A 22862-nucleotide genomic window follows, 5' to 3' on the forward strand; every position below is an offset into this window, starting at 1 on the left:
TCGCGGCGGGCTGGAAAGAGCTGATAATGCACATTATGTCAACTCAGCCGAATCTGCCCCGCCCCGCGGCTCGGGTTCGGAGGTCTTGCCCCAGGATCACCGCGTGGACCCGGTCACGGAGGTGCAACTTCGCGAAGACCCGGTTGACGTGCGTCTTGACCGTGGACGGCGACAGGTGGAGTGCGTCGGAGATCTCACGATTCGACAGCCCGACGACGATGCATCCGAACACGTCGAGCTCGCGCGGGCTGAGCGGGTCCAGCGGGTGGGCTGTCCCACCTGCTCCCCCGTGCTCGCGCGACCGTCCACCGGAGGCATAGTGCTCGATGAGTCGCTTCGTGATCCTGGGTTCGACGACGGCATCGCCGGCATGGATCGTCCGAACAGCCTCCTGCAATTGGTCTGGTGGGGTGCTCTTCAGCAGGAAGGCGCTGGCGCCGGCGTGGAGGCCTCCGAACGCGTACTCGTCGATGTCGAAGGTGGTGAGGATGAGGACGCGTGTGGCCGGGTGGACCGTGGTGATGACCCTGGTCGCTTCGACGCCGCCCATGCCGGGCATCCGCACATCCATGAGGACGACGTCCGGTCGCAGTTCCCGTGCACGCCGAATCGCCTCCTCACCTGTCGCCGCCTCCCCCACGACCTCGATGTCGGGCGCGGAATCCAGGGTCAGCGCGCTGCCCACCCGGACGAGCTCCTGGTCGTCCACCACCAGCACGCTGATGATCGAGGGACTGGTCGTGCTCACGTCGCTGCTCCTCGGTCGATGTGCAGCGTCGCGCTCGTCGACCAGCCCCCGCCCGCGCACGGCCCTGCTTCGCTCGTGCCGCCGTACGCCGCGGCTCGAGCGGCGATACCCAGGAGCCCCTGCCCACTCCCCTGGCTCGGAGCTCGAGTTCGGCGGGTGTCGATGCGGCCGTCGTCGGTGACCCGCACCACGACGGTGCCGGGCGCCACGTCGATGCCGACCTCGACTCGCGTGGGGCCGACGGCGTACCGCAACACGTTGGTGAGCGACTCCTGGACGATCCGGTAGACCGTCGTCACCAGAGCGGCCTGCTCCGGCATGGCCCCGCCGGAGCGGGTGAGCGTGACGGGCATGCCGGTACTGCGGAAGACCTCGACGACCTCCTCCACGTCGGAGACGTTGTGTCCCGACCGATGCAGGCGCTGATCCAGCACCGCATCGCCCTCTCGGAGTACCTGCAGGACGCGGTTCATCTCGCCCAGCGCGCTGCGCCCGACACCACCCAGCTGCGCGAGCGCTCGGGCCGACCGCCCGGGGTGTCGTTCCCAGCCACTGGACGCCCCGTCCGCGAGGGAGATCATCGTCGACAGCGAGTGGGCGACGACATCGTGCATCTCCGCGGCGATCCGCTGCCGCTCCACCACCCGCGCCGTGGTGAGTCGTTGGTTCACGAGTTGCGTGAGGGCCGCTCGTCGCTGCGTCACACCGCGGGCGGCGACACCTGCGGCAAGAGCGAGCAGCGCCAGCGGTTCCAGCAACGACGGGGCCCGGGTCGACCCCGTCATGAGCAGACGGACGAGCAGTCCCGACGCGGGGAGCCCCACGAGGACCGCGTAGCCCGACAGCGCGGTTCTGGTGGGCAGCATGGCGGCTACCGTATACAGCGCGACGGCGGCGGGCACCGTCACCGGTGCGACGGGGGCGGGCAAGAGCACACCCGCCGTGTTCGCGAGCGCGACGGCGACGAGGATCGCCCGCGGATACCGACGCCGCCACAACAGGAGCACGCTCGAGAGGATCACCAACGGCAACCCCGGCCAGAGCGATTGCGCACCAGGCAGGACCAGCCCGAGCGCCTGGACCAGGAGACAGGTCACAGCGACCAGTGCGTCGACCACACGCTGGTGGGCGCTGAACCAGCGCAGCACGCGTGTGCCGAGGACACGGTCGACCTCCGCGGCGTCCACGATCGGCTGGATCGCACTCATACCCTTGCCACCTCCACGCTGAGCTCGGCTCTCATTCTCCCTCGCGCACCTCGTGAGCACCGTTCAGGCGTCCCGGCGCAGGAACGTGATCGCTGCGACGACGAACGACGCCAGCGTCCAGATCACCAGAACGGCATATCCGGTCCACGGTCCCATCGGGTCCGTACCGGTCGGGGCGAGGAGCAGGGAGCCGGCCTGGATCGGGAAGAAGCGGGTGATCTCGGTGCCGTATTCGGAGAACATCTGCGGGATCACCGGCACGATGAGGAGGAGCACGATCGTCGCGAGCACCGCGGCGACGACGTTGCGGATGATGGTGCCGAGTGCGATTCCGAGGATGCTGATGGTGGCCAGGTAGAGCCCGGATCCGAGCACCAACCGCGCCAGGTCGGGTGTCTCCAGCACATAGCCGTATCCGCCCCCGGTCAGGATGATGGGCGCGAGCGCGAACCCGACGGCTGCGCTGACGACACCGATGAGGAACGAGACACCCGCGATGATCGAGGCCTTCGCGACGAGCACCGCCGTCCGGCGCGGAACCGCGAGCAGCGTCGTGCCGATCTGAGCGGACCGGTACTCGTTCGTGATCATCAGGACGGCGAGCACCGCGAGGACGATGCCGACGTAGCCGGTCTTGTCGACGATCATCTCGGGGTAGGCGTCGTAGTCCGCCTTCGGTGACCCGCGGTCGCGGAAGACGTACGCCCAGGGCATCGCGATCCCGTTCGCGGTCAGCAGCAGGAACGCGAATCCTGCGAGGACGTGGTTCGAGGCGAGTCCACGGAACTTGATCCATTCGGAGACGATGGTGCCGCCGAGGCTGACATCGCTTGCGGAGAAGCGCCGCACGACGGGTGCTGCGGCCATGCCGGTGGTGGTGCTCATGAGGATGGTGTCCTTTCGAGGGGGACGCGACGTCAGGCGGAGACGAATTCCTGCGCGTCGCGGGTGAGTCGGTTGTAGGCCTCTTCGAGGGTCTGGCGCAGGGGCGTCAGCTCAGTGATCAGCACTCCCGCCTCGTGCGCGGCACGGGCGATCTGCTCCGCGGAGAGGCCCTCCACGTCCAGCACGCCCGGCTCGCTCGACGCGACGGTCGCCCCCGCTGAGGTGATCCGGCGAGTGAGTGCAGGCGCATCGAGGGCGCGAACACGGACACGACCGTCTCCCTGCTCGGTGAGCGAACCGATGGGAGCGTCCGCGATGATCTCGCCGCGACCGATGATGATCACGTGGTCCGCGATGAGCGCGAGCTCGTTCAGGAGGTGCGAGGACAGGAACACCGTCCGCCCCTCGGCCGCCAGCCGGGCCAGGAGCTCCCGGACCCAGGTCACGCCCTCGGGGTCCAGGCCGTTGACCGGCTCGTCGAGGATGAGCGTGCCCGGATCGCCCAGCAGTGCCGCGGCGATCCCCAAGCGCTGACCCATCCCCAGGGAGAACCCGCCGACCTTCTTCCTGGCGACCGCGCTGAGACCCGTCGCCTCGAGCACCTCGTCGACGCGCGAGCGCGGAATGCGGTGCGTCGCCGCGATCGAGGCGAGGTGGTTCAGCGCCGAGCGCGACCGGTGCGCCGCCCTCGCGTCCAGCAGAGCACCGACCTCGCGGAGCGGCGCGGCGAACGCCCGGTACTCAGAGCCGTCGATACGTGCACGACCAGCGGTGGGACGGTCGAGCCCGACGATCGAACGCATCGTCGTGGACTTGCCGGCGCCGTTCGGCCCCAGGAACCCGGTGACCTTGCCCGATTGGACACTGAAACTCACATCGCGCACCGCGTACGTGCCTCGGTATGCCTTGGTCAGCCCCTCCACGTCGATCGTCATGGCGTCTTCCTCCTGCTCGTAGCGGTTACCTCGTGCCATCGACGCTACGGACGCGTGTGCGTCGGCGACTGCCAACCAGGGGTTGATCGTCATCATCGGACTCAGCGGCGAACTGACCGCCGAGCGTCCGACCGTGAGGGAGCACCGCCGTGCGCTCCGAGCTGCGCGACATGATCGCTCAGCCGGGAAGTCGGCTCTGACCTGGAACGAATTGATAGAGTCTCTGCTCTAGAGTGAATGCTCTAGGAATACGGGAGCAGTCATGCCGAGAATCGTCGACCCACAGCGGTTCACCGCGCGCCAGACCGCGATCCTCGGTGCGGCTTACCGCTGCTTCGCCACCGAGGGGTATGAGACCACCTCGACGGCGGACATCTGCCGGGCGGCGGACATCTCCTCGGGGACCCTGTTCCACTACTTCCCCACCAAGCTCGACATCCTGGTCACGCTGCTGCGGGTGAGCGCCGCCTGGACCGAGGAGCAACTGCACCTCGCCACGCGAGCCGGGCCTGGGCGCCCTGCGTTGACCACCTATCTCGGCGCACTCGACCGCCAACGGGCCGCCGACCAGACGGTCGGTTTCGCTCGCGCGGTCCAAGGGATGGCGCATCTCCACGCCGTGGCGGCCGTCCTCGAGGTCGAGCGGGACATGGTGGACCGCTTCCTCCTCGACCACATCACCGAGGCGGTTCGCACCAGCGCTGCCCGCTCCGACGCCACGCCGGAGCAGCTCGTCCGATGGGTGCGCTGGCTCGTCGACGGCAGCGCACTGCACGAGACGCCGGCTTCGAGCACAACGGGTGTCAGCGTCGCCGTCCGGTCGTTGCTCCTCCTCGGATGACGGCGCAGGCCACGGGGGTCGTCAGGCCGACGGAGCAGGTCGATCGGGGTCCTGGTCCCAGAGCGGCATCCCGAACTCGTTGACCGGGACGGCGGACTGCGCCGGGTCCGGAAGCCGCTCCCCCGTCGGGCAGGTCATGAAGTGATCATGCCCGGAGGAACGGTCGAAAGTGTGCTCGGCGAGCGGATGGCCACAGACCGTGCACTGGCGGTCTTCGGTGTCCGACGTCTTCGTCTGCTCGTTCATGCGGGTCATGCTACGCCGACCGTCGGCGTCGACCACCCCGTTGCGCACGGGGCGTCGACCTGCTTCCGCCCCGAGCGCGACCCGTCAGACCTCTCCGAAGCCGGATTCGATGAGCGACGCCAGTGCCCCGATGGCATCCTCCGCGTCCGGACCGTCCGCCTGCAGCTCCACGACCGCCCCTTTGACGAGGCCCAGTGACATGATCCCGAGCAGGCTCTTGGCGTCCTTCCCGTTCACGACCACCTTGGCAGCGAACGTGCTCGCCAGCTTCACGAACTCCGCAGCGGGTCGAGCGTGGAGCCCGTCCTTGTTCCGCAGGGTCACGGAGGCTGCGGCGTGGGGCGCTGTCGGGTCGTCGGACCCACCCGCCCGAGTCGCCTCGTCGGCGCCGTGCTGGGCAGTGTCACCGCCAGCTGCAGACCGCGCGGCGTCCACGACCTCGTCGAGCGACGCGCCGGTCTGCGCGGCCACGGCTGCGGCGACGCCGCCTTCGACGAGCGGGGCGTCGACGATGCGTACCCGGCCTCGGACGTCGTCGTCGAGGAAGTCGAGTGCCGTCTCAGCGGTCAGGATCGCCGATCCCAGATCGCACAGCACCACCACCCCGGCCCCGGAGTCCACGGCGGCGATCCCGGCGGACACCAGCTCGAAGCTCGTGCCGATCCCTCCCTCATCGGTACCGCCGGCTGCGGCGAGGGCCGCGTCGGGGGCCATCTGCCGCGCCAAGGCGATGAGCCCCTCCGCGATCAGCGCGCTGTGCGAGACGAAGACGAGGCCGACGGCTCCCCCGCTCATGCAGCACCCTCCCCAGCGGCGGCAGCCGCCGCTTGCAGGAGATAGGAGGTGGACTGCGCCCCAGGGTCGCGGTGCCCGATGGCCCGTTCTCCGAGGTAGCTGGCGCGCCCCTTGCGGGCGACGAGCGGTTCGGTCGCGGCGGCGCCACCCCACGCGGCGTCCGCGGCTGCGGCCAGCACCCGTGCCGGCGACTCCCCCGCCTCCGCCGCCGCTGATGCAGCGTCCACGGCGGGTGTCCACGCGTCGACCATGGTCTTGTCGCCGACCTCGGCCTTGCCACGGAGCACGATCCCGTCGCGTGCCGCCGTCAGCAGGGCTACGACGGCATCGGCGTCGAGGTCCTCCTGGCCGCCCACGGCGATCGACGCCTTGAGCAGCGCGGTGCCGTACAGCGGGCCGCTCGCGCCTCCGACGGTCGAGATGAGCGTCGTCGCGGCGAGCTTGAGGATGTCCGCGGGCGTCGCATCGTCAGGCTGCTCGTCGAGCTTCGGCAGGATCGCGGAGAACCCGCGGTCGAGGTTCTCGCCATGGTCGCCGTCCCCGATGTCGCGGTCGAGCGTGATCAGCTCCACCCGATGCTCTGCGACGACCGCCGCACTCCCCCGCATCCAGGCGATCGCCCAGGCTCCGTCCAATCCCATCCGTCTACCGTCCCCACCGGAGCGCCGCGGTCTGCACCGGGGCGTCCCACAATTCGATCAGTTCGTCGTCGAGTTTCAGGAGGGTGATCGACACACCCTGCATCTCGAGGCTGGTCGTGTAGTTCCCCACGAGCGACCGTGCCACCTCGATCCCGCGCTCCGCGAGCGCCTCGGCCACGCGGCGGAAGACGATGAAGAGCTCGACCTGCGGCGTCCCGCCCATCCCGTTCACCAGGACGAGGGCCCGCTCGCCCGAGGCGTACGGCAGGTCTTCGAGGATGGCGGCGAGCAGGCGGTCGACGATCCGGTCGGCGGGCTCCAGCGGGATGCGTTCACGACCGGGCTCACCGTGGATCCCGATGCCGATCTCGATCTCGTCGTCGGCCAGGGTGAAACTCGGCTCGCCCGCGTGCGGGACGACGCACGGGGTGAGTGCCACGCCCATCGTGCGGGTGCGCTCGTTGACCTTCGTCGCGAGGTCGGCGACCTCGTCGAGTCCTCCCCCGGCCTCGGCACGTGCGCCGGCGAGCTTCTCCACGAGGACGGTGCCGGCGACACCCCGTCGCCCCGCCGTGTAGAGCGAGTCCTTCACCGCGACGTCGTCGTCGACGATGACCGACCGCACCTCGATGCCCTCGGCCAGCGCGAGGTCCGCCGCGGTCTCGAAGTTGAGGACGTCGCCCGTGTAGTTCTTGACGATGTGCAGGACGCCGGCACCACCGTCCACCGCCTTCGTGGCGGCGAGGATGGGGTCCGGAGTGGGCGAGGTGAACACCGGGCCTGGTACGGCGGCGTCGAGCATCCCGAATCCGACGAACCCGCCGTGGAGGGGCTCGTGCCCGCTGCCGCCGCCGCTCACGATCCCCACCTTCCCGGCGACCGGGGCATCGGCTCGGGCGATGAACACCGGGTCGAGCGACACGGTGACGAGGTCGGGGTGCGCGGCGCCGAATCCGGCCACCGCCTCGACGACGACGCCCTTGGGATCATTGATGAGCTTCTTCATTGAATCCTCCTGCAAGATCGGTTCGGGTCCGCCGACCGGGTACGCCGGCATCGGGTCTCAACCTACGCGCTGCGGCCCACCGCCGATAGGGCCGGAAGACCCGGCCACGGCGCGGATCAGCGCGAGCCGAGCGTGCGGGTGGCGTCCACCCAGGCGTCGAGTGTCGCAGTCGCCGCACCCGAGTCGACGACGGCCGCGGCGGACACGAGCGCTGCGGCGAACCGCTCGAGGATCGGCCGCTGGGCCTGCGTCGGATCCTCCGACAGCTCGAACGCCACGATCCCGGCCGCCGCGTTCAGCAGGACGATGTCGCGGACCGGCCCCTCCTCGCCGGCGAGCGTGGCGCGCACGACACCGGCGTTGTGCTGGGCGTCGCCGCCGATCAGATCGTCGATCGACGCACGGCGGATGCCGAGTTCCCGGGGATCCAGGTCGTGCTCGGTGACGGCTCCGCGGGTGATCTCCCAGAGGTGGCTGTGTCCCGTCGTCGTCAGTTCGTCGAGTCCGTCGTCGCCCCGGAAGACGAGGGCGGTCGCCCCGCGCGTCTGGAAGACGCCCACGAACAACGGGATGCGGTCGGCGTGCGCGACGCCGACCGCCGACGCCTCCGGGCGGGCCGGGTTGACGAGCGGGCCCAGGAAGTTGAAGACCGTCGGCACGCCGAGCTCCGCACGAACCGCCCCTGCGTGGCCGAAACCGGGGTGGAACGCCGCCGCGTACGCGAAGGTGATGCCCGTCGACGCCAGCACCTCCCCCACCAGGTCCGTCGGCAGGGCGAGGTCGACGCCGAGCGCCGAGAGCACGTCGCTCGATCCCGAGGCGGAGCTCGCCGCGCGGTTGCCGTGCTTGATGACCGGGATGCCCGTCGCGGCCGCGACGATGGACGCGGTCGTCGAGATGTTGACCGTGCCGAAGCGGTCGCCGCCGGTGCCGACGATGTCGAGGGCCCGAGACGGGGCGACGAGCGGCTTCGCGTGGTCGAGGATCGCGTCGCGGAACCCGACGATCTCGTCCACCGTCTCCCCCTTCCGACGCAACGCGATGAGGAAGCCGGCCAGCTGGGCGTCCGTCACCTGACCGGTCATGATCCGTTCCATCGCCCACGTCGACTCCGACACACTGAGATCGGTTCCGGCGAGCAGGTCGCCGATGAGCGTCGGCCAGGTCGTGAGAGGCATGTCGACGATCTTACAAGCGCGACTCGCCGACGCCTCGAGCGGCCTGTGGAGGCGAAGATCACATGAATCCCGCAGCAGAACCGAAGATTCCGGTCAGGAAATAAGGCTAGCCTTACTGATCCGAGCGTGCTCGCCGCCCCCGAAATGCGAAAAACCGCTCCGGCTTTCGGCCATAATGGAGGGGTGACGAGCACCTCAATCAACCTTGCGCCGAGCGCGCCCCGGATCAACCGACCGAACACGGTCGCGGTTGGAACGATCGTCTGGCTGGGCAGCGAGGTCATGTTCTTCGCCGGCCTCTTCGCGATCTACTTCACGCTGCGATCGATGGCTCCCGAGCTGTGGGCGGCCGAAGCCGGTCGCCTGAACGTCCCGTACTCGACGATCAACACGATCATCCTCGTGTCCTCGTCGTTCACGTGCCAGTTCGGCGTCTTCGCAGCGGAGCGCATGCAGCCCCGCATGACGGGCTGGAGCCCGCGCAAGTGGGGCATGGTCGAGTGGTTCTTCCTCACCTACGCCCTGGGCGCCGTGTTCGTCTCCGGCCAGATCCTCGAGTACGCGACGCTCGTCAGCGAGGGCATCTCCCTCAGCTCGAACGCGTACGGCTCGGCGTTCTACCTCACGACCGGCTTCCACGGCCTGCACGTGACCGGTGGCCTCATCGCCTTCCTCCTCGTGATCGGCCGTGCCTACGCCGTCAAACGATTCGGCCACAAGGAGGCGACGAGCGCCATCGTCGTCTCGTACTACTGGCACTTCGTCGACGTCGTGTGGATCGGCCTCTACTTCGTCATCTACATCCTGCGCTGACCCGGAATGACTGACTCCATGAAGACTGACCCCACCCAGACGACGACCACCAAGGCGTCCAAGAAGGCCGCCCGCGCCACGCGCAAGAGCGGCCGCCGCAGCCCGTTCGCCTCGGCGGCGCTGCTCGCGATCGGCCTCCTCGTGACCGGTGGCGCCTACGCAGCCGTCAGCGTCAGCACGGCCAGCGCAGAGCCCGTCGCCGCTGCCAAGTCGCAGGCCTCCGTCGACGAGGGCGAGAAGCTCTTCTCCGCGAACTGCGCCACCTGCCACGGCCTCGACATGCAGGGCACGACCGCCGGACCGAGCCTCCTCGGCGTCGGTGCCGCCGCCGTCGACTTCCAGGTCGGCACCGGCCGGATGCCGCTGCAGAACCAGGGCCCGCAGGCCCCGGAGAAGCCCGTGCAGTTCACCGAGGAGCAGATCTCCTCCCTCGCGGCGTACGTCGCCTCGGTCGCACCCGGCCCGGAGATCCCCGAGGAGCAGTACCTCGACGGTGAGGGCGACGCCTCCAACGGCGCACAGCTCTTCCGCATCAACTGCGCGATGTGCCACAACGTCGCAGCCGCCGGTGGCGCCCTGACCGAGGGCAAGTACGCTCCCTCGCTCGTCGGCGTCAGCGCGGCCCACATCTACGAGGCCATGATCACCGGCCCGCAGAACATGCCCGTCTTCAATGACATGAACCTCTCCCCCGAGGACAAGCGCGACATCATCACCGCGCTCAAGTTCATGGAGAAGAACCCGTCACCGGGCGGCAACGACCTCGGCTCGCTCGGCCCCGTCTCCGAGGGCCTGTTCCTCTGGATCTTCGGCCTCGGCTCGATCGTGGCCCTCACCGTCTGGATCACCGCGAAGTCGAACTGACCGACGCGGATCGACAACACGTAAGAAGGAGCACCATGGCTCACGACAACTCGAGCGGCTCGGGTCACCCAGCCGCCGACTCGTCTGCCGATCCGTCCGCCCACGGGCAGGAGCTGCAGGTCGCGACCGGTACCGGGGTCATCTCCCGCGACGCCGTCGTCGACCCCGGACTGCCTCCGCACCGGAAGCGCGTGACGGACCTCGACCCCAAGAAGGACAAGCGGGCCGAGCGCGCCGTCTACACCCTCTTCTACCTGTCGATCGCCGGCAGCGTCTGGGCGGTCGCCGCCTACATGGCGTTCCCGATCGAGCCCGAGGACATCGCCTCGGTCCGCCTGAACAACCTGTTCATCGGTCTCGGCATGGCGTTGGCCCTGCTCGCGATCGGTATCGGCGCCGTGCACTGGGGCAAGGCCCTCATGCACGACGAAGAAGGCATCGACTACCGTCACAAGGTCGGCGGCAACCAGGTCAGCCGCGATCGCGCGGTGGAGATCATGCACCAGGCGAACGTCGAGTCCGGCATCGGACGACGCGCGCTCATCCGCAACAGCCTCATCGGCTCCCTCATCGTCTTCCCGCTCCCGGGCATCGCGCTGTTCCGCGGTCTCGCGCCGTACGACGAAGACCCCGTCGAGCTCATGCAGCACACGATGTGGAAGGAAGGCACGCGCCTCGCCCGCGACCCGTCCGGTACGCCCATCAAGGCGTCCGACGTGACCCTCGGCAGCGCGTTCCACGTGATCCCCGAGAACCTTCACGAGGCCGACCACGTCCTCAACGAGAAGGCCAAGGCGATCGTGCTGCTCATGCGGCTGAAGCCCGAAGACCTCGTCGAGGAGGAGTCCAAGAAGGACTGGTCCTACGACGGCATCGTCGCCTACTCCAAGGTGTGCACGCACGTCGGTTGCCCTGTCGCGCTCTACGAGCAGCAGACGCACCACCTCCTCTGCCCCTGCCACCAGTCGCAGTTCGATGTCACGAACCACTGCGCGGTCATCTTCGGACCGGCCGCCCGGCCGCTTCCGCAGCTGCCGATCACCGTCGACGACGAGGGCTACCTCGTCGCGCGGAGCGACTTCCACGAACCTGTCGGCCCGAGCTTCTGGGAGCGTCATTGAGCACCTCGACCGCAACACGCGCCCCTGAGCAGGCCAAGGCCGCTCCGGCGAAGAGCTCCGGTGGATTCACCGGCGCCGCAGCGAACTACCTCGAAGAGCGGACGTCCATCTCGGTCGCCGTCAAGGAGTTCGGCCGCAAGATCTTCCCCGACCACTGGTCGTTCCTCCTCGGTGAGGTCGCGCTCTACAGCTTCGTCATCATCCTGCTGTCGGGCTCCTTCCTCACCTTCTTCTTCCAGGCATCGATGGCGGAGGTCCACTACGACGGCTCCTTCGTCCCGCTGAAGAACATCGAGATGTCCGTCGCCATGGCGTCGACGCTCGACATCTCCTTCGACATCCGCGGCGGCCTCCTGATGCGTCAGGTGCACCACTGGGCGGCTCTACTGTTCGTGGCGTCCATCGGCCTGCACATGCTGCGCATCTTCTTCACCGGTGCGTTCCGCAAGCCGCGTGAGCTGAACTGGGTGATCGGCTTCGTCCTGTTCATCCTGGCCATGGCCGAGGGCTTCACCGGGTACTCGCTGCCCGACGACCTGCTCTCCGGTAACGGTCTGCGGATCATCGACGGCATGGTCAAGGGTCTGCCCATCATCGGTACGTGGACGACCTTCCTGCTGTTCGGTGGAGAGTTCCCGGGCACCGACATCGTCGGCCGGCTCTACACGCTCCACATCCTGCTCCTGCCGGCGCTGGTGCTGCTCTTCATCGCCCTGCACCTGGTGTTCGTCGTCGTGCACAAGCACACACAGTTCCCGGGCGCTGGTCGCACCGAGCAGAACGTGGTCGGGTTCCCCGTCCTCCCCGTCTACGCGGCGAAGGCCGGTGGCTTCTTCTTCATCGTCTTCGGTGTCGTGATGCTCATCGCCTCACTGTTCACGATCAACCCGATCTGGAACTACGGACCGTACGACCCCTCCCCGGTCTCGGCGGGTACGCAGCCTGACTGGTACATCGGGTTCGCCGACGGCGCGCTCCGACTGGTTCCGCCGCACCTCGAGTTCGTCCTCTGGGATCACACGTTCTCGTTCAACATCATCCTTCCCGTCCTCGTGCTGGGTCTGTTCATCGTCACGGTGTTCATCTACCCGTTCGTCGAGGCGTGGATCACGGGTGACAAGCGCGAGCACCACATCCTTGACCGTCCGCGCAACGCGCCGACCCGCACCGCCATCGGTGCTGCCGGTGTCACCTTCTACGCCGCTCTCTGGGCTGCTGCGAGCTCGGACATCATCGCCACGCACTTCAAGGTGACGATGGAGGGCGTGATCCACACCCTGCAGGCGATCCTCATCCTCGGACCGTTCATCGCCTACTTCATCGCGAAGCGCACCTGCCTGGCGCTGCAGAAGAAGGATCGCGAGATCCTCCTCCACGGCTACGAGACCGGGCGCATCGTCCGCCTCCCCGGTGGCGAGTTCATCGAGGTCCACGAGCCCGTCGACGAGTACGAGCGCTGGCGCCTCGCGAGCTACGACGACCACAAGCCGTTGATGATCCGTCCGAACGCCAAGGGCAAGATCACCGGCGTCCAGAAGGCTCGAGCCGCGATGTCCCGCTGGTTCTTCGAGGATCGGATCGCTCCGGTCACGAACACGGAGATCGAACGTTCCCACGGCGACCACCACTAGGCGGATCCCCCTGGAAAGCCCCGCAGTCCTCACGGACTGCGGGGCTTTCGTCGTTGCGGGCGGGGATCGCCGAACTGCGCCGCGACAAGACGCGTGCGATAGCGGACGTCCGTGCAGCCCCTCTCCCCCGTTCTCAGGGCGCCGAACGTCGCTGCGGATGAGGTGGAGCCCTTCGACAAGCTCAGGGACCCGCGTTCGCTCACCGCGGTTGCCGCATTCCTGCGCGACAGCAGACGAGGGGAGCCGATCGACCGGCCCCGGGGGCGACGTTCCCGACCCAGGGTGATCGGGGCCGTACTGAGGAGACACCGGACTACTGCTGCCCTTCGACGGGCTCAGGGACCGGACTGCCTGCGCCAGGTCTCTTCGTACGCACCCTGGGTCGTTTGCAGAAGCGTGTGCCACCGGACAGGCTCAGCGCCAGGTTCCCCCTCTGCGCCAGGTCTCGTTGATACACACCCTGAATCCTCTGCGAGCGGCGTGTGCCCCTCGACAGCCTCAGGGACCGGCGGGCGCTCCCCCGGTCTATCAGGCATGAGGAGGCGTCACCAGTACGGCTGCCCACCGGGAGCAGCCTCGCCGGACGGAAGGGTGACGATCACGACCTTCGGGGGCGGGTGCGCGAACCAATGCCGACTGCTTGTTCTCCACGTCCAGGCGAGCACCAGAACACGAAAGAGCCCCCGAGCATGGCTCGGGGGCTCTTCGATGACAGCTTGGGGATCAGCCCAGCGGGAGGATCTTCTTGTAGAACTCCGCCGTCACGTTGTAGCCGAGACGACGATAGAAGTCGCCGGCTCGAGAGGTGGACATCGTCAGCTGGCGCGCACCGCGCTCGACGGCGTAGTGCTCGTTCGCCTCGACAAGGGCCGATCCGATGCCGGCGCCGCGGGCGGTCTCGTCGACGACGAGCTCCTGCAGGTGGGCGGTCAGGCCGGCCGCGTGCAGCAGCCGCGACACCGTCATCAGGGTGTATCCGACAACGCGGTTCGCTTCGTCGACCGCGACGTACAGCACGTTGGTCTCGTCTTCACGAGGGCGCATGACGTTGTTGTACGCCGCCATGAAGTCGTCCGCAGCAGGCGGGATGGACCCGGTGATCAGCTGGCCGGCCAGCGCGAAGACGGCTGAACGGTCGTCGGGCTGACCACGACGGATGCTGAACGAGGCGACCATCAGCGTGCGAAGTATCCGCGGTAGTACTCGTAGTTCCAACCGACGACCGCGATGACGACCAGCGGGATGCCGATGATCGCGATCCAGAACCCGACCGCCAGACCGAGTACGAGCAGACCGCACGCACCGGCGAGGATGATGGGCCACCAGCTCCACGGGCTGAAGTGCCCGATCTCCGGGTCGCCGTCGTCGATGTTGGCCGTCAGCGTGTCCTCGGGGAGCTCGGCGCCCTGGCTCTTGTGCACCCGGCTGAGGTAGAAGCCGAGGAAGGCGCTCAGGATCGCGGCGAGAGCCAGGGTGACCGTGCCGACCCATTCGACCCGGCCGTGCAGCGGGTCGACGAGCGACCACACCGTGTAGACCGCGCAGAGGAGGGCGCAGAACACCGTCAGGATCGTGAAGAGGATGATATTGGCGCGCATGGCGGCTACTTCACCTTTCCGGCGTCGAGGTCGAGCGTGGGTGCGTCAGGCGCGTCCTTCGCGGGACCGACGCCGACCGGGATACCGACCTCGGGGTGGTGGAGGTCGAAGGCCGGGCGCTCCGAGCGGATGCGCGGGATGGAGACGAAGTTGTGACGCGGCGGGGGCGAGCTGGTCGCCCACTCGAGCGATCCCCCGTAACCCCACGGGTCGTCCTCGGTGACTCGCGGAGCCTTCCGGATCGTGATGTACACGTTCAGGAAGAAGGGCAGCAGCGAGATGGCGAGGATGAAGGAGCCCACGGTCGACAGCTGGTTCATCCAGGTGAAGCCGTCCTCGGGCGAGTACGTCGCGTAGCGGCGCGGGAACCCGATGACGCCCAGCCAGTGCTGGATGAGGAACGTCGTGTGGAAGCCGATGAAGAGCAGCCAGAAGTGCCAGTAGCCGAGCTTCTCGTTGAGCATCTTGCCCGTCCACTTCGGCCACCAGAAGTAGAAGCCGGCGAACATGGCGAACACGACCGTGCCGAACACGACGTAGTGGAAGTGCGCCACGACGAAGTAGGAGTCGGAGACGTGGAAGTCGAGCGGCGGCGAAGCGAGGATGACACCGGTGAGTCCACCGAAGACGAAGGTGATCAGGAAGCCGATCGACCAGAGCATCGGGGTCTCGAAGGTGACCGAACCGCGCCACATCGTGCCCAGCCAGTTGAAGATCTTCACGCCGGTCGGAACCGCGATGAGCATCGTCATGAGGGCGAAGAACGGCAGGAGCACCGATCCGGTGACGTACATGTGGTGTGCCCACACCGTCACGGAGAGGGCCGCGATCGCGATCGTCGCGTAGATCAGGGTCTTGTAGCCGAAGATCGGCTTGCGGCTGAACACCGGGAAGATCTCGGACACGATGCCGAAGAACGGCAGCGCGATGATGTAGACCTCGGGGTGCCCGAAGAACCAGAACAGGTGCTGCCACAGGATGACGCCGCCGTTGGCCGCGTCGTAGATGTGGGCGTCGAACACGCGGTCCGCGGCAAGGCCGAAGAGGGCCGCTGCGAGCACCGGGAACGCCATCAGGACGAGGATGGACGTCACGAGGACGTTCCACGTGAAGATCGGCATGCGGAACATCGTCATGCCGGGAGCGCGCATCGTGATGATCGTGGTGATGAAGTTGACGCCACCGAGGATGGTGCCGAAGCCGCTGAGCGCCAGGCCGAGGACCCAGAGATTGCCTCCGAGCCCTGGCGAGAACGTCGTACTCGACAGTGGCGCATAGGCGAACCAGCCGAAGGCGGCGGCACCCTGCGGGGTCAGGAAGCCACCGACGGCGATGAGGCTACCGAAGGCGTAGAGCCAGAACGCGAAGGCGTTCAGTCGCGGGAAGGCGACGTCCGGTGCGCCGATCTGCAGCGGCATGAGCGCGTTCGCGAACCCGGCGAAGAGCGGCGTCGCGAACATGAGGAGCATGATCGTGCCGTGCATCGTGAAGAGCTGGTTGTACTGCTCCTTCGTCTCCACGATCGTGCCGCCGGGCTCGAAGAGCTGGGCACGGATGATGAGCGCCATCACGCCGCCGAGGCAGAAGAAGATGAACGAGGCGATCAGGTACATGTACCCGATGGTCTTGTGGTCGGTGGAGGTGATCCACTTGACCAGGATGTTGCCCTTGCGCTCGACCGAGGTGCGTCCGACGACGCTCGCCTGGCCTGCGGGAAGCGTGGTGGAGGTCATTCCCCGTCTCCGTGCTCTTCGAGACCTGCCGGCGCCTTGGTGCCGGGGAGGTTGCTGTTGCGATCGTATTCCGTGCCGTAGTCGCCGATGTTGCCCGACTCGGCCAGGTCTTCGAGGTGCTTGTCGTACTCGGCCTGCGAGACGACCTTCACGTTGAAGAGCATGAGCGAGTGGTACTCGCCGCAGAGCTCGGCGCACTTACCGGCGTACGTGCCCTCGCGCTCAGGGGTGAAGGACATGTAGTTCGTCTTGCCCGGGATCATGTCCTTCTTGTAGAGGAAGTCGATGACCCAGAAGGAGTGGATGACGTCGCGCGACTGCAGCGCGATCTTCACCGTCTTGCCGACGGGCAGGTAGAGCGTGGGGAGGGCGTCCTGGTCGATGACGCCACCGGGCTTCTCATCGGCCTGCACGCCTGCGGTCCAGACGTCCTGGCCGTTGACGGCCTCGTCGTACACGAAGTCCCACGCCCACTGCTTGGCGAAGACCTCGATGGCCACGTCGGGATCCTCGTACTGGGTCTCGATCGCGTTCTGGTCGCGTGCCGTGAAGGCGAAGAAGCCGAGGACCAGGATGAGCGGGACGATCGTGTAGAAGATCTCGATCGGCATGTTGTACCGCAGCTGGACCGGGAGACCGGTCTGCCCCTTGCGACGTCGGTACACGATGACGGCCCAGATGATGAGCCCCCACGTGATGACACCGACTGCGAGCAGCACCAGCCATGCCGTCACCCACAGGCCCGCGATGCGGTCCGTGTGGTTCGTGACGGGAGATTCGCCCTCGACGAATCCCGGCAGGTAACCATGCAGTTCCGCCTGCGTACAACCCGCCAGGACTATGGCGAGTGTGGCTGCGACCGGAATGGCAGCCCATCTGAGACGACGAGTCGAGCGCACCTCTGAAACCTTTCGAATACACACCTGTGGATCGCCCCCCAGTCTAGTGGGGATGGGCGGTGAACGCCGGACCATTCGCGTCCGCGGTGCGGGATCGTGACCGGAATGACGAAGGGGAAACCACCCGCGACCGGGTAATTTCCCCTTCAGGAAGAATCTGGCTCAGTGGAAGCTGTCGCCGCAGGCGCAGCTGCCCTCGGCATTGGGGTTGTCGATGGTGAACCCCTGCTTCTGGATGGTGTCCTCGAAGTCGATCTTGGCGCCGTCGAGGTAGGGGACGCTCATCTTGTCGACGATCACCTCGACACCGTCGAAGTCGACCGTGGCGTCGCCGTCGAGCATGCGCTCGTCGAAGTACAGCTGGTAGATGAGGCCCGAGCACCCACCCGGCTGGACGGCCACGCGGAGACGGAGGTCGTCGCGACCCTCCTGCTCGAGGAGGCTCTTGACCTTCTGCGCCGCCGTGTCGGACAGGCCGACGCCGTGAGCCGCGTCGATCTTGGTCTCGGTCAGGATGGTGTCGCTCATGATGCTCCTCGCGAGGTCTGGCGGCGCCGGGTCGACGCCTGTGTGAGATTCTACCGCCTGCCGCGCCGGACGCACCCCGTGGTTCCGGCGGGGCGTCCGGCGCCGACTACGCGTCGGCGGACGGGCGGGGTGCGGCCGCCAGGCGAGCGAGGAGCACCGCCTCCGTGAGGATCGCCTTCTGGAAGACGCCGAGGTGCAGCGACTCGTTCGGGCTGTGGGCGCGCGAGTGCGGGTCCTCGACACCGGTGACGAGGATCTGGGCGTCCGGGAAGACCCGGACGAGGTCGGCGATGAACGGGATCGATCCGCCGACGCCCGTCTCCACGGGCTCGACCTCCCAGGCGTCGGCCATGGCGCGCTTCGCCTCGGCGACGGCCCAACCGCTCGTGTCCACGAGGAACGGGCTCCCCTGGTCGACCTCGTCGATCGTCAGCTGTGCGCCGAACGGGCTGTTGGCGAGGAGGTGGGCCTCGAGTGCACGGTAGGCCTCGGCCGGATCCTGCCCGGGGGCGATCCGCGCACTGATGCGCACCGACACCTCCGGGATGAGCGTGTTCGAGGCGTTGGCCACCGACGGTGCGTCGATGCCCGTGACGGTGATCGCGGGCTGCGACCAGATCCGGCTGAGGATGGAGCCGCGTCCGATGGGCGAGACCCCCTCGGACAGTCCGGACTCGGCGCGGAGCTGCGCCTCGTCGAACTCCGGGGTGACGGCGTCGTGCGAGGTGAGTCCGTCGACCGCCACCGAACCGTCCGCGTCCCACAGGGTCGCGAGCAGGGTGACCGTGGCCAGCATCGCGTCCGGCACCGCTCCCCCGAGCATCCCGGAGTGGGAGGCGTGGTCGAGGGTCTTCACGCGCAGCCGGAACGTGACGTTGCCACGCAGACCGATCGTCAGCGCCGGTGTCCGCTCGTCCCAGTTGTCGCTGTCGGCGACGACGATCACGTCCGCCGCGAGGGTGTCGCGGTGCTCCTCCAGGAAGGAGCCGAAGGATCGTGAGCCGAACTCCTCCTCGCCCTCGATGAACAGCACGATACCGAGGTCGAGGTCGGAGCCGAGGACCTCGGTGACGGCTCGGATCGCGGCGATGTGGGACATGACGCCGGCCTTGTCGTCAGCCGCGCCCCGTCCGTAGATGCGGCCGTCGCGGACGGTCGGCTCGAACGGCGGCGAGTCCCACTTGTCGTCGCTTCCGGGGGGCTGGACGTCGTGGTGCGCGTAGAGCAGCACGGTCGGTCGGCCGTTCCGTGGTTCGCGGCGGGCCAGCACGGCGGGCTGTCCGAGCTCCGCTCCGCCGTCGATGGCGGACCGGCGCACCGAGACCTCGTCGAAGACACCGAGACCGCGGGCGAGCTCCGCGACCGCTTCGGCACTCCGCGCCACCTCGGCCGCGTCGAACGCCGACCACGACACCGAGGGGATGCGGACGAGCGCCGACAGATCGGCGATCGAGGACGGCAACGCACCGGCGACGGATTCGCGCAGCCGAGCGAGGACTTCCTGGTCGTTGCGTGGGTCTTGGGTCGATTCCGTCGTGGTACCTGTCGTCATGCGAGTAATCTTAAGGGAATCCCCGAATCAAGGACGTTCCATCGTGGCCAAACAGCAGAGCACCCCGGCATCAGAGCCGATCGTCGAGACCGCAGCGCAGACGGCTGAGCGCCTCGCCCGCGGAGCCAAGGAGGCGAAGGGTCGACCCACCCCCTCACGGGCGGAACGCGAGGCGCAGAACAAGCGTCCGCTCGTCCCCTCCGACCGCAAGGAGGCCTCGAAGGCGGCGAAGGCGCAGCAGGCCGAGGCACGGCGGCGGGCGCAGGCCGGCATGGCCGCCGGCGACGACAAGTTCCTCCCGGCACGCGAGCGCGGTCCGCAGAAGAAGTTCGTCCGCGACTACGTCGACGCCCGGTTCAACATCGGCGAGTTCATGATCCCGGTGATGTTCCTCGTGATCATCCTCACCTTCATGCCGGTGCCCGAGATCCAGGTCTACGGCATGCTCACCCTCTGGGTATTCTTCATCATCGCGATCGCCGACTGCTTCTTCCTCGGCTTCCGCGTCCGGAAGGCGCTGCGGGCGAAGTTCGGGCAGGACGAGCGCGGCGTGCGCTGGTACGCCGCCATGCGAGCGCTGCAGCTGCGCCCGCTCCGCCTGCCCAAGCCGCAGGTCAAGCGCGGCCAGTTCCCCAACAAGTAGTCCCACGAAACCGAACGCCCGCCGGTCCCAGACCGGCGGGCGTTCGTCGTCGATGACGCGTGGTGCCGCTCAGCGGCCGGTTCGAGCCAGCCGGTCGAGCCCGCGGTTGATGTGCCTCGCCCAGAGCGGCCCGCGGTAGAGGAACGCCGTGTAGCCCTGCACGAGGGTTGCTCCTGCGTCCAAGCGCTCCTGGACGTCTTCGGCGGTGTCGACGCCCCCGACCGAGATGACGCACAACTCCGGGGGCACGATGGCCCGGATGCGCCGCAGGACGACGAGCGAGCGGGCGGCCAGCGGTGCACCGGACAGTCCGCCGGCCCCGGCCGCCTCGACGATGGCGGGATCGGTGGTCAGTCCGTCGCGCGAGATGGTCGTGTTCGTCGCGATGACGCCGTCCAGGCCGAGTTCGACGACCAGCTCTGCGATGCGGTCGACCTCCGCATCGCTCAGGTCGGGCGCGATCTTGACGAGCAACGGCGTCGAACCGGCGGCGGCGCGGACGGCCTCGAGCAGCGGCGCGAGCTGGTCGAGCTCCTGGAGGCCGCGGAGCCCAGGGGTGTTCGGCGAGCTGACGTTGACCACGAGGTAGTCGGCCACGGGCGCGAGGAGCGTCGCGCTCCGGACGTAGTCGGCCGTGGCGTCGGCGACGTCCACGACACGGCTCTTGCCGATGTTCACGCCGAGGACGGGTCGGCGGCTCACCCGCGCGGTCCGTTCGAGCCGACGCCTGGCCTGGTCGGCTCCCCCGTTGTTGAAGCCCATGCGGTTGACGACCGCCCGATCGGCGATGAGTCGGAACAGCCGGGGCTTGGGGTTGCCCGGCTGCGGGATCGCCGTGATCGTGCCCACCTCGACATGGCCGAACCCGAGGAGTCCGAGGCCGAGGACGCCCTTGCCGTCCTTGTCGAAGCCGGCGGCGACACCGAACGGGGTCTCGAACCGCAGCCCCAGCGTCTCCACCGACTGGTCGAGTCGCGGCGCCGTCCAGCGCCTGATGACGGGGCCGAAGCCGGTCGCGGGAAGCGAGCGGATGACGTCGAAGGCCAGGTGGTGTGCGCGTTCGGGATCGAGCTTGGACAGCACCTGCGAGAAGAGGAAGCGGTACACGGCTCAGAGCTCCTCGGACGGCACGGGGGCGGCACCGGAAGCGTGCTCGACGCGGAGCAGCGCGATCGCGGACTCGAAGTCGTCGAGCGACTCGAAGGCCTGGTACACACTGGCGAAGCGGAGGTACGCGACCTCATCCAGCTCCCGCAACGGCGCGAGGATCGCCAGACCGATGTCGTTCGCGTCGATCTGCGACGCGCCGGTGGCGCGGATGGACTCCTCCACCCGCTGAGCCAGCACGGCGAGGTCGGAGTCCGTCACCGGGCGGCCCTGGCAGGCCTTGCGGACACCACTCACGACCTTCTCCCGGCTGAAGGGCTCCACCACGCCGGAACGCTTGATCACGCCGAGACTCGAGGTCTCCATGGTGCTGAAGCGCCTCCCGCACTCGGGGCACTGCCGGCGTCGGCGGATGGCGAGTCCGTCGTCGCTGGTGCGCGAGTCGATCACACGGGAATCCGGATGGCGGCAGAACGGGCAGTACATCAGCGGGCTCCCTCGGGGGTGGTGGGGGCGGCGGTGTCGTCCGCCGCACGGATCTCGGCATCGACGAGCCCGAACCGGGCCGTCACCGCCTCACCGTGCGCCGGCAGGTCCTCCGAGCCCGAGAGGGCGACGATGTGGGCCGCGACCTGACGGAGCGCCGGTTCGTCGTACCGGACGACCTGCTGCGGCCGGAGGAAGGTGAACGCTCCGAGGCCCGAGGAGAACCGTGCCTGGCCGCCCGTCGGGAGGACGTGGTTCGACCCGGCCAGGTAGTCCCCGAGGCTCACCGGGGTGTGGTCGCCGAGGAAGATCGCGCCGGCGTTGGTGATGGCGCCGAGGAGCGACTCCGGGTCGCGTGTCTGCACCTCGAGGTGCTCCGGTCCGTACGCATTGCTGAACGCCACGGCGGCCTCGAGGTCGTCGACGAGCACGATCGCCGATTGCGGCCCGCCCAGGGCCTCGACGACGCGCGCTCCGTGACGTGTGCCTGCGGCGTGCCGCTGCAGCCACTCCTCCACCGCGGTGGCGAGCGCAGCACTGTCGGTGACGAGCAGCGATGCCGCCGCCTCGTCGTGTTCCGCCTGGCTGACGAGGTCGGCTGCGACGAGCCGGGCATCGGCGCCGGCGTCCGCGATGACCAGGATCTCGGTGGTCCCGGCCTCGGCGTCGATCCCCACCTGCCCCTTCACGAGGCGTTTGGCGGCCGCCACGAAGATGTTGCCGGGACCGGTCACGACGTCGACCGGGTCGAGGGCGAGGTCGGGTACCCCGTAGGCGAACGCACCGATCGCTCCGGCGCCGCCCATGGCGTAGACCTCGGTCACCCCGAGCAACCCTGCGGCACCGAGGATCGTCGGGTGGACGCGGCCGCCGAACTCGCGCTGCGGGGGCGAAGCGAGCGCCACGGAACCGACGCCGGCCTCCTGGGCCGGCACGACGTTCATGACGACACTCGAGGGGTAGACGGCCTTCCCGCCCGGGACGTAGAGGCCGACACGGCCGACCGGGGCCCAGCGCTGCACGACGGTCGCGCCGTCGGCGAGCTCGGTCGTGCGCTCCGGCGGGACCTGCGCTCTCGTGGCGGTCCGGACCCGGTCGATGGCCTCCACGAGCGCGGCGCGCACGGCCGGCCCGAGTGCCGTGACGGCGGCGTCGATCTCGGCCTGTGGGACGCGGATCCGCTCGGGGCGTCCCCCGTCGAACCGGTCTGCCTGCGCCAAGAGGGCCTCGGAACCGTCCGCTCGGACGGCGTCGATCAGCGCCTGCGCGGCATGCGCTGCCGCGGTGATGTCGACGACGGGACGGGGCAGCATGTCCAGGAGCTCGGTGCGGCTCGGCCGCACTCCCCTGAGGTCAATGGTGGTGATCATGGCCGTCACAGCCTATCGTCCGCAGCGGTCCGTC

General features: G+C 68.3%; 24 protein-coding genes. 6 read left to right on the plus strand and 18 right to left on the minus strand.

Going from position 1 to position 22862, the window contains the following annotated elements:
- Positions 1 to 43 precede the first annotated feature (43 nt).
- The 4 genes from ITJ66_RS11710 to ITJ66_RS11725 all read right to left on the minus strand — a co-directional run bounded on the left by ITJ66_RS11710 (position 44) and on the right by ITJ66_RS11725 (position 3776).
- Positions 44 to 748 carry a response regulator gene (locus ITJ66_RS11710; protein WP_370582629.1) on the minus strand — a complete coding sequence of 235 codons (705 nt, stop codon included), beginning with the start codon at positions 746 to 748 and terminating at the stop codon, positions 44 to 46.
- Entirely contained in the window at positions 745 to 1956 is a 1212-nt protein-coding gene (locus ITJ66_RS11715; protein WP_194644643.1) for a sensor histidine kinase, read from the minus strand. The genes ITJ66_RS11710 and ITJ66_RS11715 overlap by 4 nt, the downstream gene beginning before the upstream one ends.
- Positions 1957 to 2019: 63 nt before the next feature.
- Positions 2020 to 2841, minus strand: a complete 822-nt coding sequence (locus ITJ66_RS11720; RefSeq protein ID WP_194644644.1) for an ABC transporter permease subunit — start codon at positions 2839 to 2841, stop codon at positions 2020 to 2022.
- Positions 2842 to 2873: 32 nt separating this feature from the next.
- Positions 2874 to 3776: an ABC transporter ATP-binding protein gene (locus ITJ66_RS11725; RefSeq protein WP_191941316.1), complete on the minus strand. Its 903-nt coding sequence runs from the start codon at positions 3774 to 3776 to the stop codon at positions 2874 to 2876.
- Positions 3777 to 4038: 262 nt separating this feature from the next.
- Between ITJ66_RS11725 and ITJ66_RS11730 the strand changes: the two genes are divergently transcribed.
- Positions 4039 to 4617: a TetR/AcrR family transcriptional regulator gene (locus ITJ66_RS11730; RefSeq protein WP_194644645.1), complete on the plus strand. Its 579-nt coding sequence runs from the start codon at positions 4039 to 4041 to the stop codon at positions 4615 to 4617.
- 21 nt (positions 4618 to 4638) lie between these two features.
- Here the strand turns inward: ITJ66_RS11730 and ITJ66_RS11735 are convergent, their stop codons facing one another.
- The 5 genes from ITJ66_RS11735 to trpD all read right to left on the minus strand — a co-directional run bounded on the left by ITJ66_RS11735 (position 4639) and on the right by trpD (position 8483).
- Entirely contained in the window at positions 4639 to 4863 is a 225-nt protein-coding gene (locus tag ITJ66_RS11735) for a hypothetical protein (protein WP_133059937.1), read from the minus strand.
- Positions 4864 to 4947: 84 nt separating this feature from the next.
- The gene (gene dhaM / locus ITJ66_RS11740; RefSeq protein ID WP_194644646.1) at positions 4948 to 5658 is read right to left on the minus strand and encodes a dihydroxyacetone kinase phosphoryl donor subunit DhaM; all 711 of its coding nucleotides are present in this window, start codon (positions 5656 to 5658) and stop codon (positions 4948 to 4950) included.
- Positions 5655 to 6299, minus strand: a complete 645-nt coding sequence (gene dhaL, locus ITJ66_RS11745) for a dihydroxyacetone kinase subunit DhaL (protein WP_194644647.1) — start codon at positions 6297 to 6299, stop codon at positions 5655 to 5657. The genes dhaM and dhaL overlap by 4 nt, the downstream gene beginning before the upstream one ends.
- A gap of 4 nt (positions 6300 to 6303) precedes the next feature.
- The gene (dhaK, locus tag ITJ66_RS11750) at positions 6304 to 7305 is read right to left on the minus strand and encodes a dihydroxyacetone kinase subunit DhaK (RefSeq protein ID WP_194644648.1); all 1002 of its coding nucleotides are present in this window, start codon (positions 7303 to 7305) and stop codon (positions 6304 to 6306) included.
- Between the two features lie 116 nt (positions 7306 to 7421).
- Positions 7422 to 8483: an anthranilate phosphoribosyltransferase gene (gene trpD, locus ITJ66_RS11755; RefSeq protein ID WP_085510948.1), complete on the minus strand. Its 1062-nt coding sequence runs from the start codon at positions 8481 to 8483 to the stop codon at positions 7422 to 7424.
- Between the two features lie 144 nt (positions 8484 to 8627).
- On the opposite strand from trpD, the gene ITJ66_RS11760 reads away from it, so the two are divergent.
- From ITJ66_RS11760 to ITJ66_RS11775, 4 genes are read left to right on the plus strand one after another with little or no spacing between them, the layout of a single operon-like run.
- Entirely contained in the window at positions 8628 to 9296 is a 669-nt protein-coding gene (locus ITJ66_RS11760) for a heme-copper oxidase subunit III (RefSeq protein ID WP_085510949.1), read from the plus strand.
- Positions 9297 to 9314: 18 nt separating this feature from the next.
- Complete coding sequence (locus ITJ66_RS11765) at positions 9315 to 10160, plus strand: cytochrome c (protein WP_064296976.1); 846 nt, start codon at positions 9315 to 9317, stop codon at positions 10158 to 10160.
- A gap of 35 nt (positions 10161 to 10195) precedes the next feature.
- Entirely contained in the window at positions 10196 to 11281 is a 1086-nt protein-coding gene (locus tag ITJ66_RS11770) for a ubiquinol-cytochrome c reductase iron-sulfur subunit (protein ID WP_064296977.1), read from the plus strand.
- A complete protein-coding gene (locus tag ITJ66_RS11775; RefSeq protein ID WP_064296978.1) occupies positions 11278 to 12912 on the plus strand; it encodes a ubiquinol-cytochrome c reductase cytochrome b subunit in 1635 nt (544 codons plus the stop codon). The genes ITJ66_RS11770 and ITJ66_RS11775 overlap by 4 nt, the downstream gene beginning before the upstream one ends.
- 723 nt (positions 12913 to 13635) lie before the next feature.
- Here the strand turns inward: ITJ66_RS11775 and ITJ66_RS11780 are convergent.
- From ITJ66_RS11780 to ITJ66_RS11805, 6 genes are all read right to left on the minus strand, one after another.
- Positions 13636 to 14088: a GNAT family N-acetyltransferase gene (locus ITJ66_RS11780; RefSeq protein ID WP_064296979.1), complete on the minus strand. Its 453-nt coding sequence runs from the start codon at positions 14086 to 14088 to the stop codon at positions 13636 to 13638.
- Positions 14088 to 14510, minus strand: coding sequence for a cytochrome c oxidase subunit 4 (locus ITJ66_RS11785; protein ID WP_064296980.1), 423 nt, complete (start codon positions 14508 to 14510; stop codon positions 14088 to 14090). Before ITJ66_RS11785 ends, ITJ66_RS11780 begins: the two co-directional genes overlap by 1 nt.
- A 5-nt stretch (positions 14511 to 14515) precedes the next feature.
- Positions 14516 to 16243, minus strand: coding sequence for a cytochrome c oxidase subunit I (gene ctaD / locus ITJ66_RS11790; RefSeq protein WP_085510953.1), 1728 nt, complete (start codon positions 16241 to 16243; stop codon positions 14516 to 14518).
- Entirely contained in the window at positions 16240 to 17142 is a 903-nt protein-coding gene (coxB, locus tag ITJ66_RS11795; protein ID WP_079706003.1) for a cytochrome c oxidase subunit II, read from the minus strand. Before coxB ends, ctaD begins: the two co-directional genes overlap by 4 nt.
- Before the next feature lie 162 nt (positions 17143 to 17304).
- On the minus strand, positions 17305 to 17670 hold the full coding sequence (gene erpA, locus ITJ66_RS11800) for an iron-sulfur cluster insertion protein ErpA (protein ID WP_064296983.1): 366 nt from the start codon (positions 17668 to 17670) through the stop codon (positions 17305 to 17307).
- Between the two features lie 106 nt (positions 17671 to 17776).
- On the minus strand, positions 17777 to 19222 hold the full coding sequence (locus tag ITJ66_RS11805; RefSeq protein ID WP_194644649.1) for a dipeptidase: 1446 nt from the start codon (positions 19220 to 19222) through the stop codon (positions 17777 to 17779).
- 43 nt (positions 19223 to 19265) lie between these two features.
- Here ITJ66_RS11805 and ITJ66_RS11810 point away from each other — a divergent pair, with 43 nt between their 5' ends.
- The gene (locus tag ITJ66_RS11810; RefSeq protein WP_064296985.1) at positions 19266 to 19865 is read left to right on the plus strand and encodes a DUF3043 domain-containing protein; all 600 of its coding nucleotides are present in this window, start codon (positions 19266 to 19268) and stop codon (positions 19863 to 19865) included.
- A 69-nt stretch (positions 19866 to 19934) separates the two neighbouring features.
- Here ITJ66_RS11810 and ITJ66_RS11815 read toward each other — a convergent pair whose 3' ends face one another.
- The 3 genes from ITJ66_RS11815 to hisD are packed head-to-tail and all read right to left on the minus strand — an operon-like array spanning position 19935 to position 22828.
- The gene (locus ITJ66_RS11815; RefSeq protein ID WP_137241628.1) at positions 19935 to 20972 is read right to left on the minus strand and encodes a quinone-dependent dihydroorotate dehydrogenase; all 1038 of its coding nucleotides are present in this window, start codon (positions 20970 to 20972) and stop codon (positions 19935 to 19937) included.
- Positions 20973 to 20975: 3 nt separating this feature from the next.
- Positions 20976 to 21458 carry a transcriptional regulator NrdR gene (nrdR, locus tag ITJ66_RS11820; RefSeq protein ID WP_064296987.1) on the minus strand — a complete coding sequence of 161 codons (483 nt, stop codon included), beginning with the start codon at positions 21456 to 21458 and terminating at the stop codon, positions 20976 to 20978.
- Complete coding sequence (gene hisD, locus ITJ66_RS11825) at positions 21458 to 22828, minus strand: histidinol dehydrogenase (protein WP_194644650.1); 1371 nt, start codon at positions 22826 to 22828, stop codon at positions 21458 to 21460. The genes nrdR and hisD overlap by 1 nt, the downstream gene beginning before the upstream one ends.
- Positions 22829 to 22862 lie beyond the last annotated feature (34 nt).

Source organism: Plantibacter sp. VKM Ac-2885, assembly GCF_015351205.1.
Lineage (GTDB): Bacteria > Actinomycetota > Actinomycetes > Actinomycetales > Microbacteriaceae > Plantibacter > Plantibacter auratus.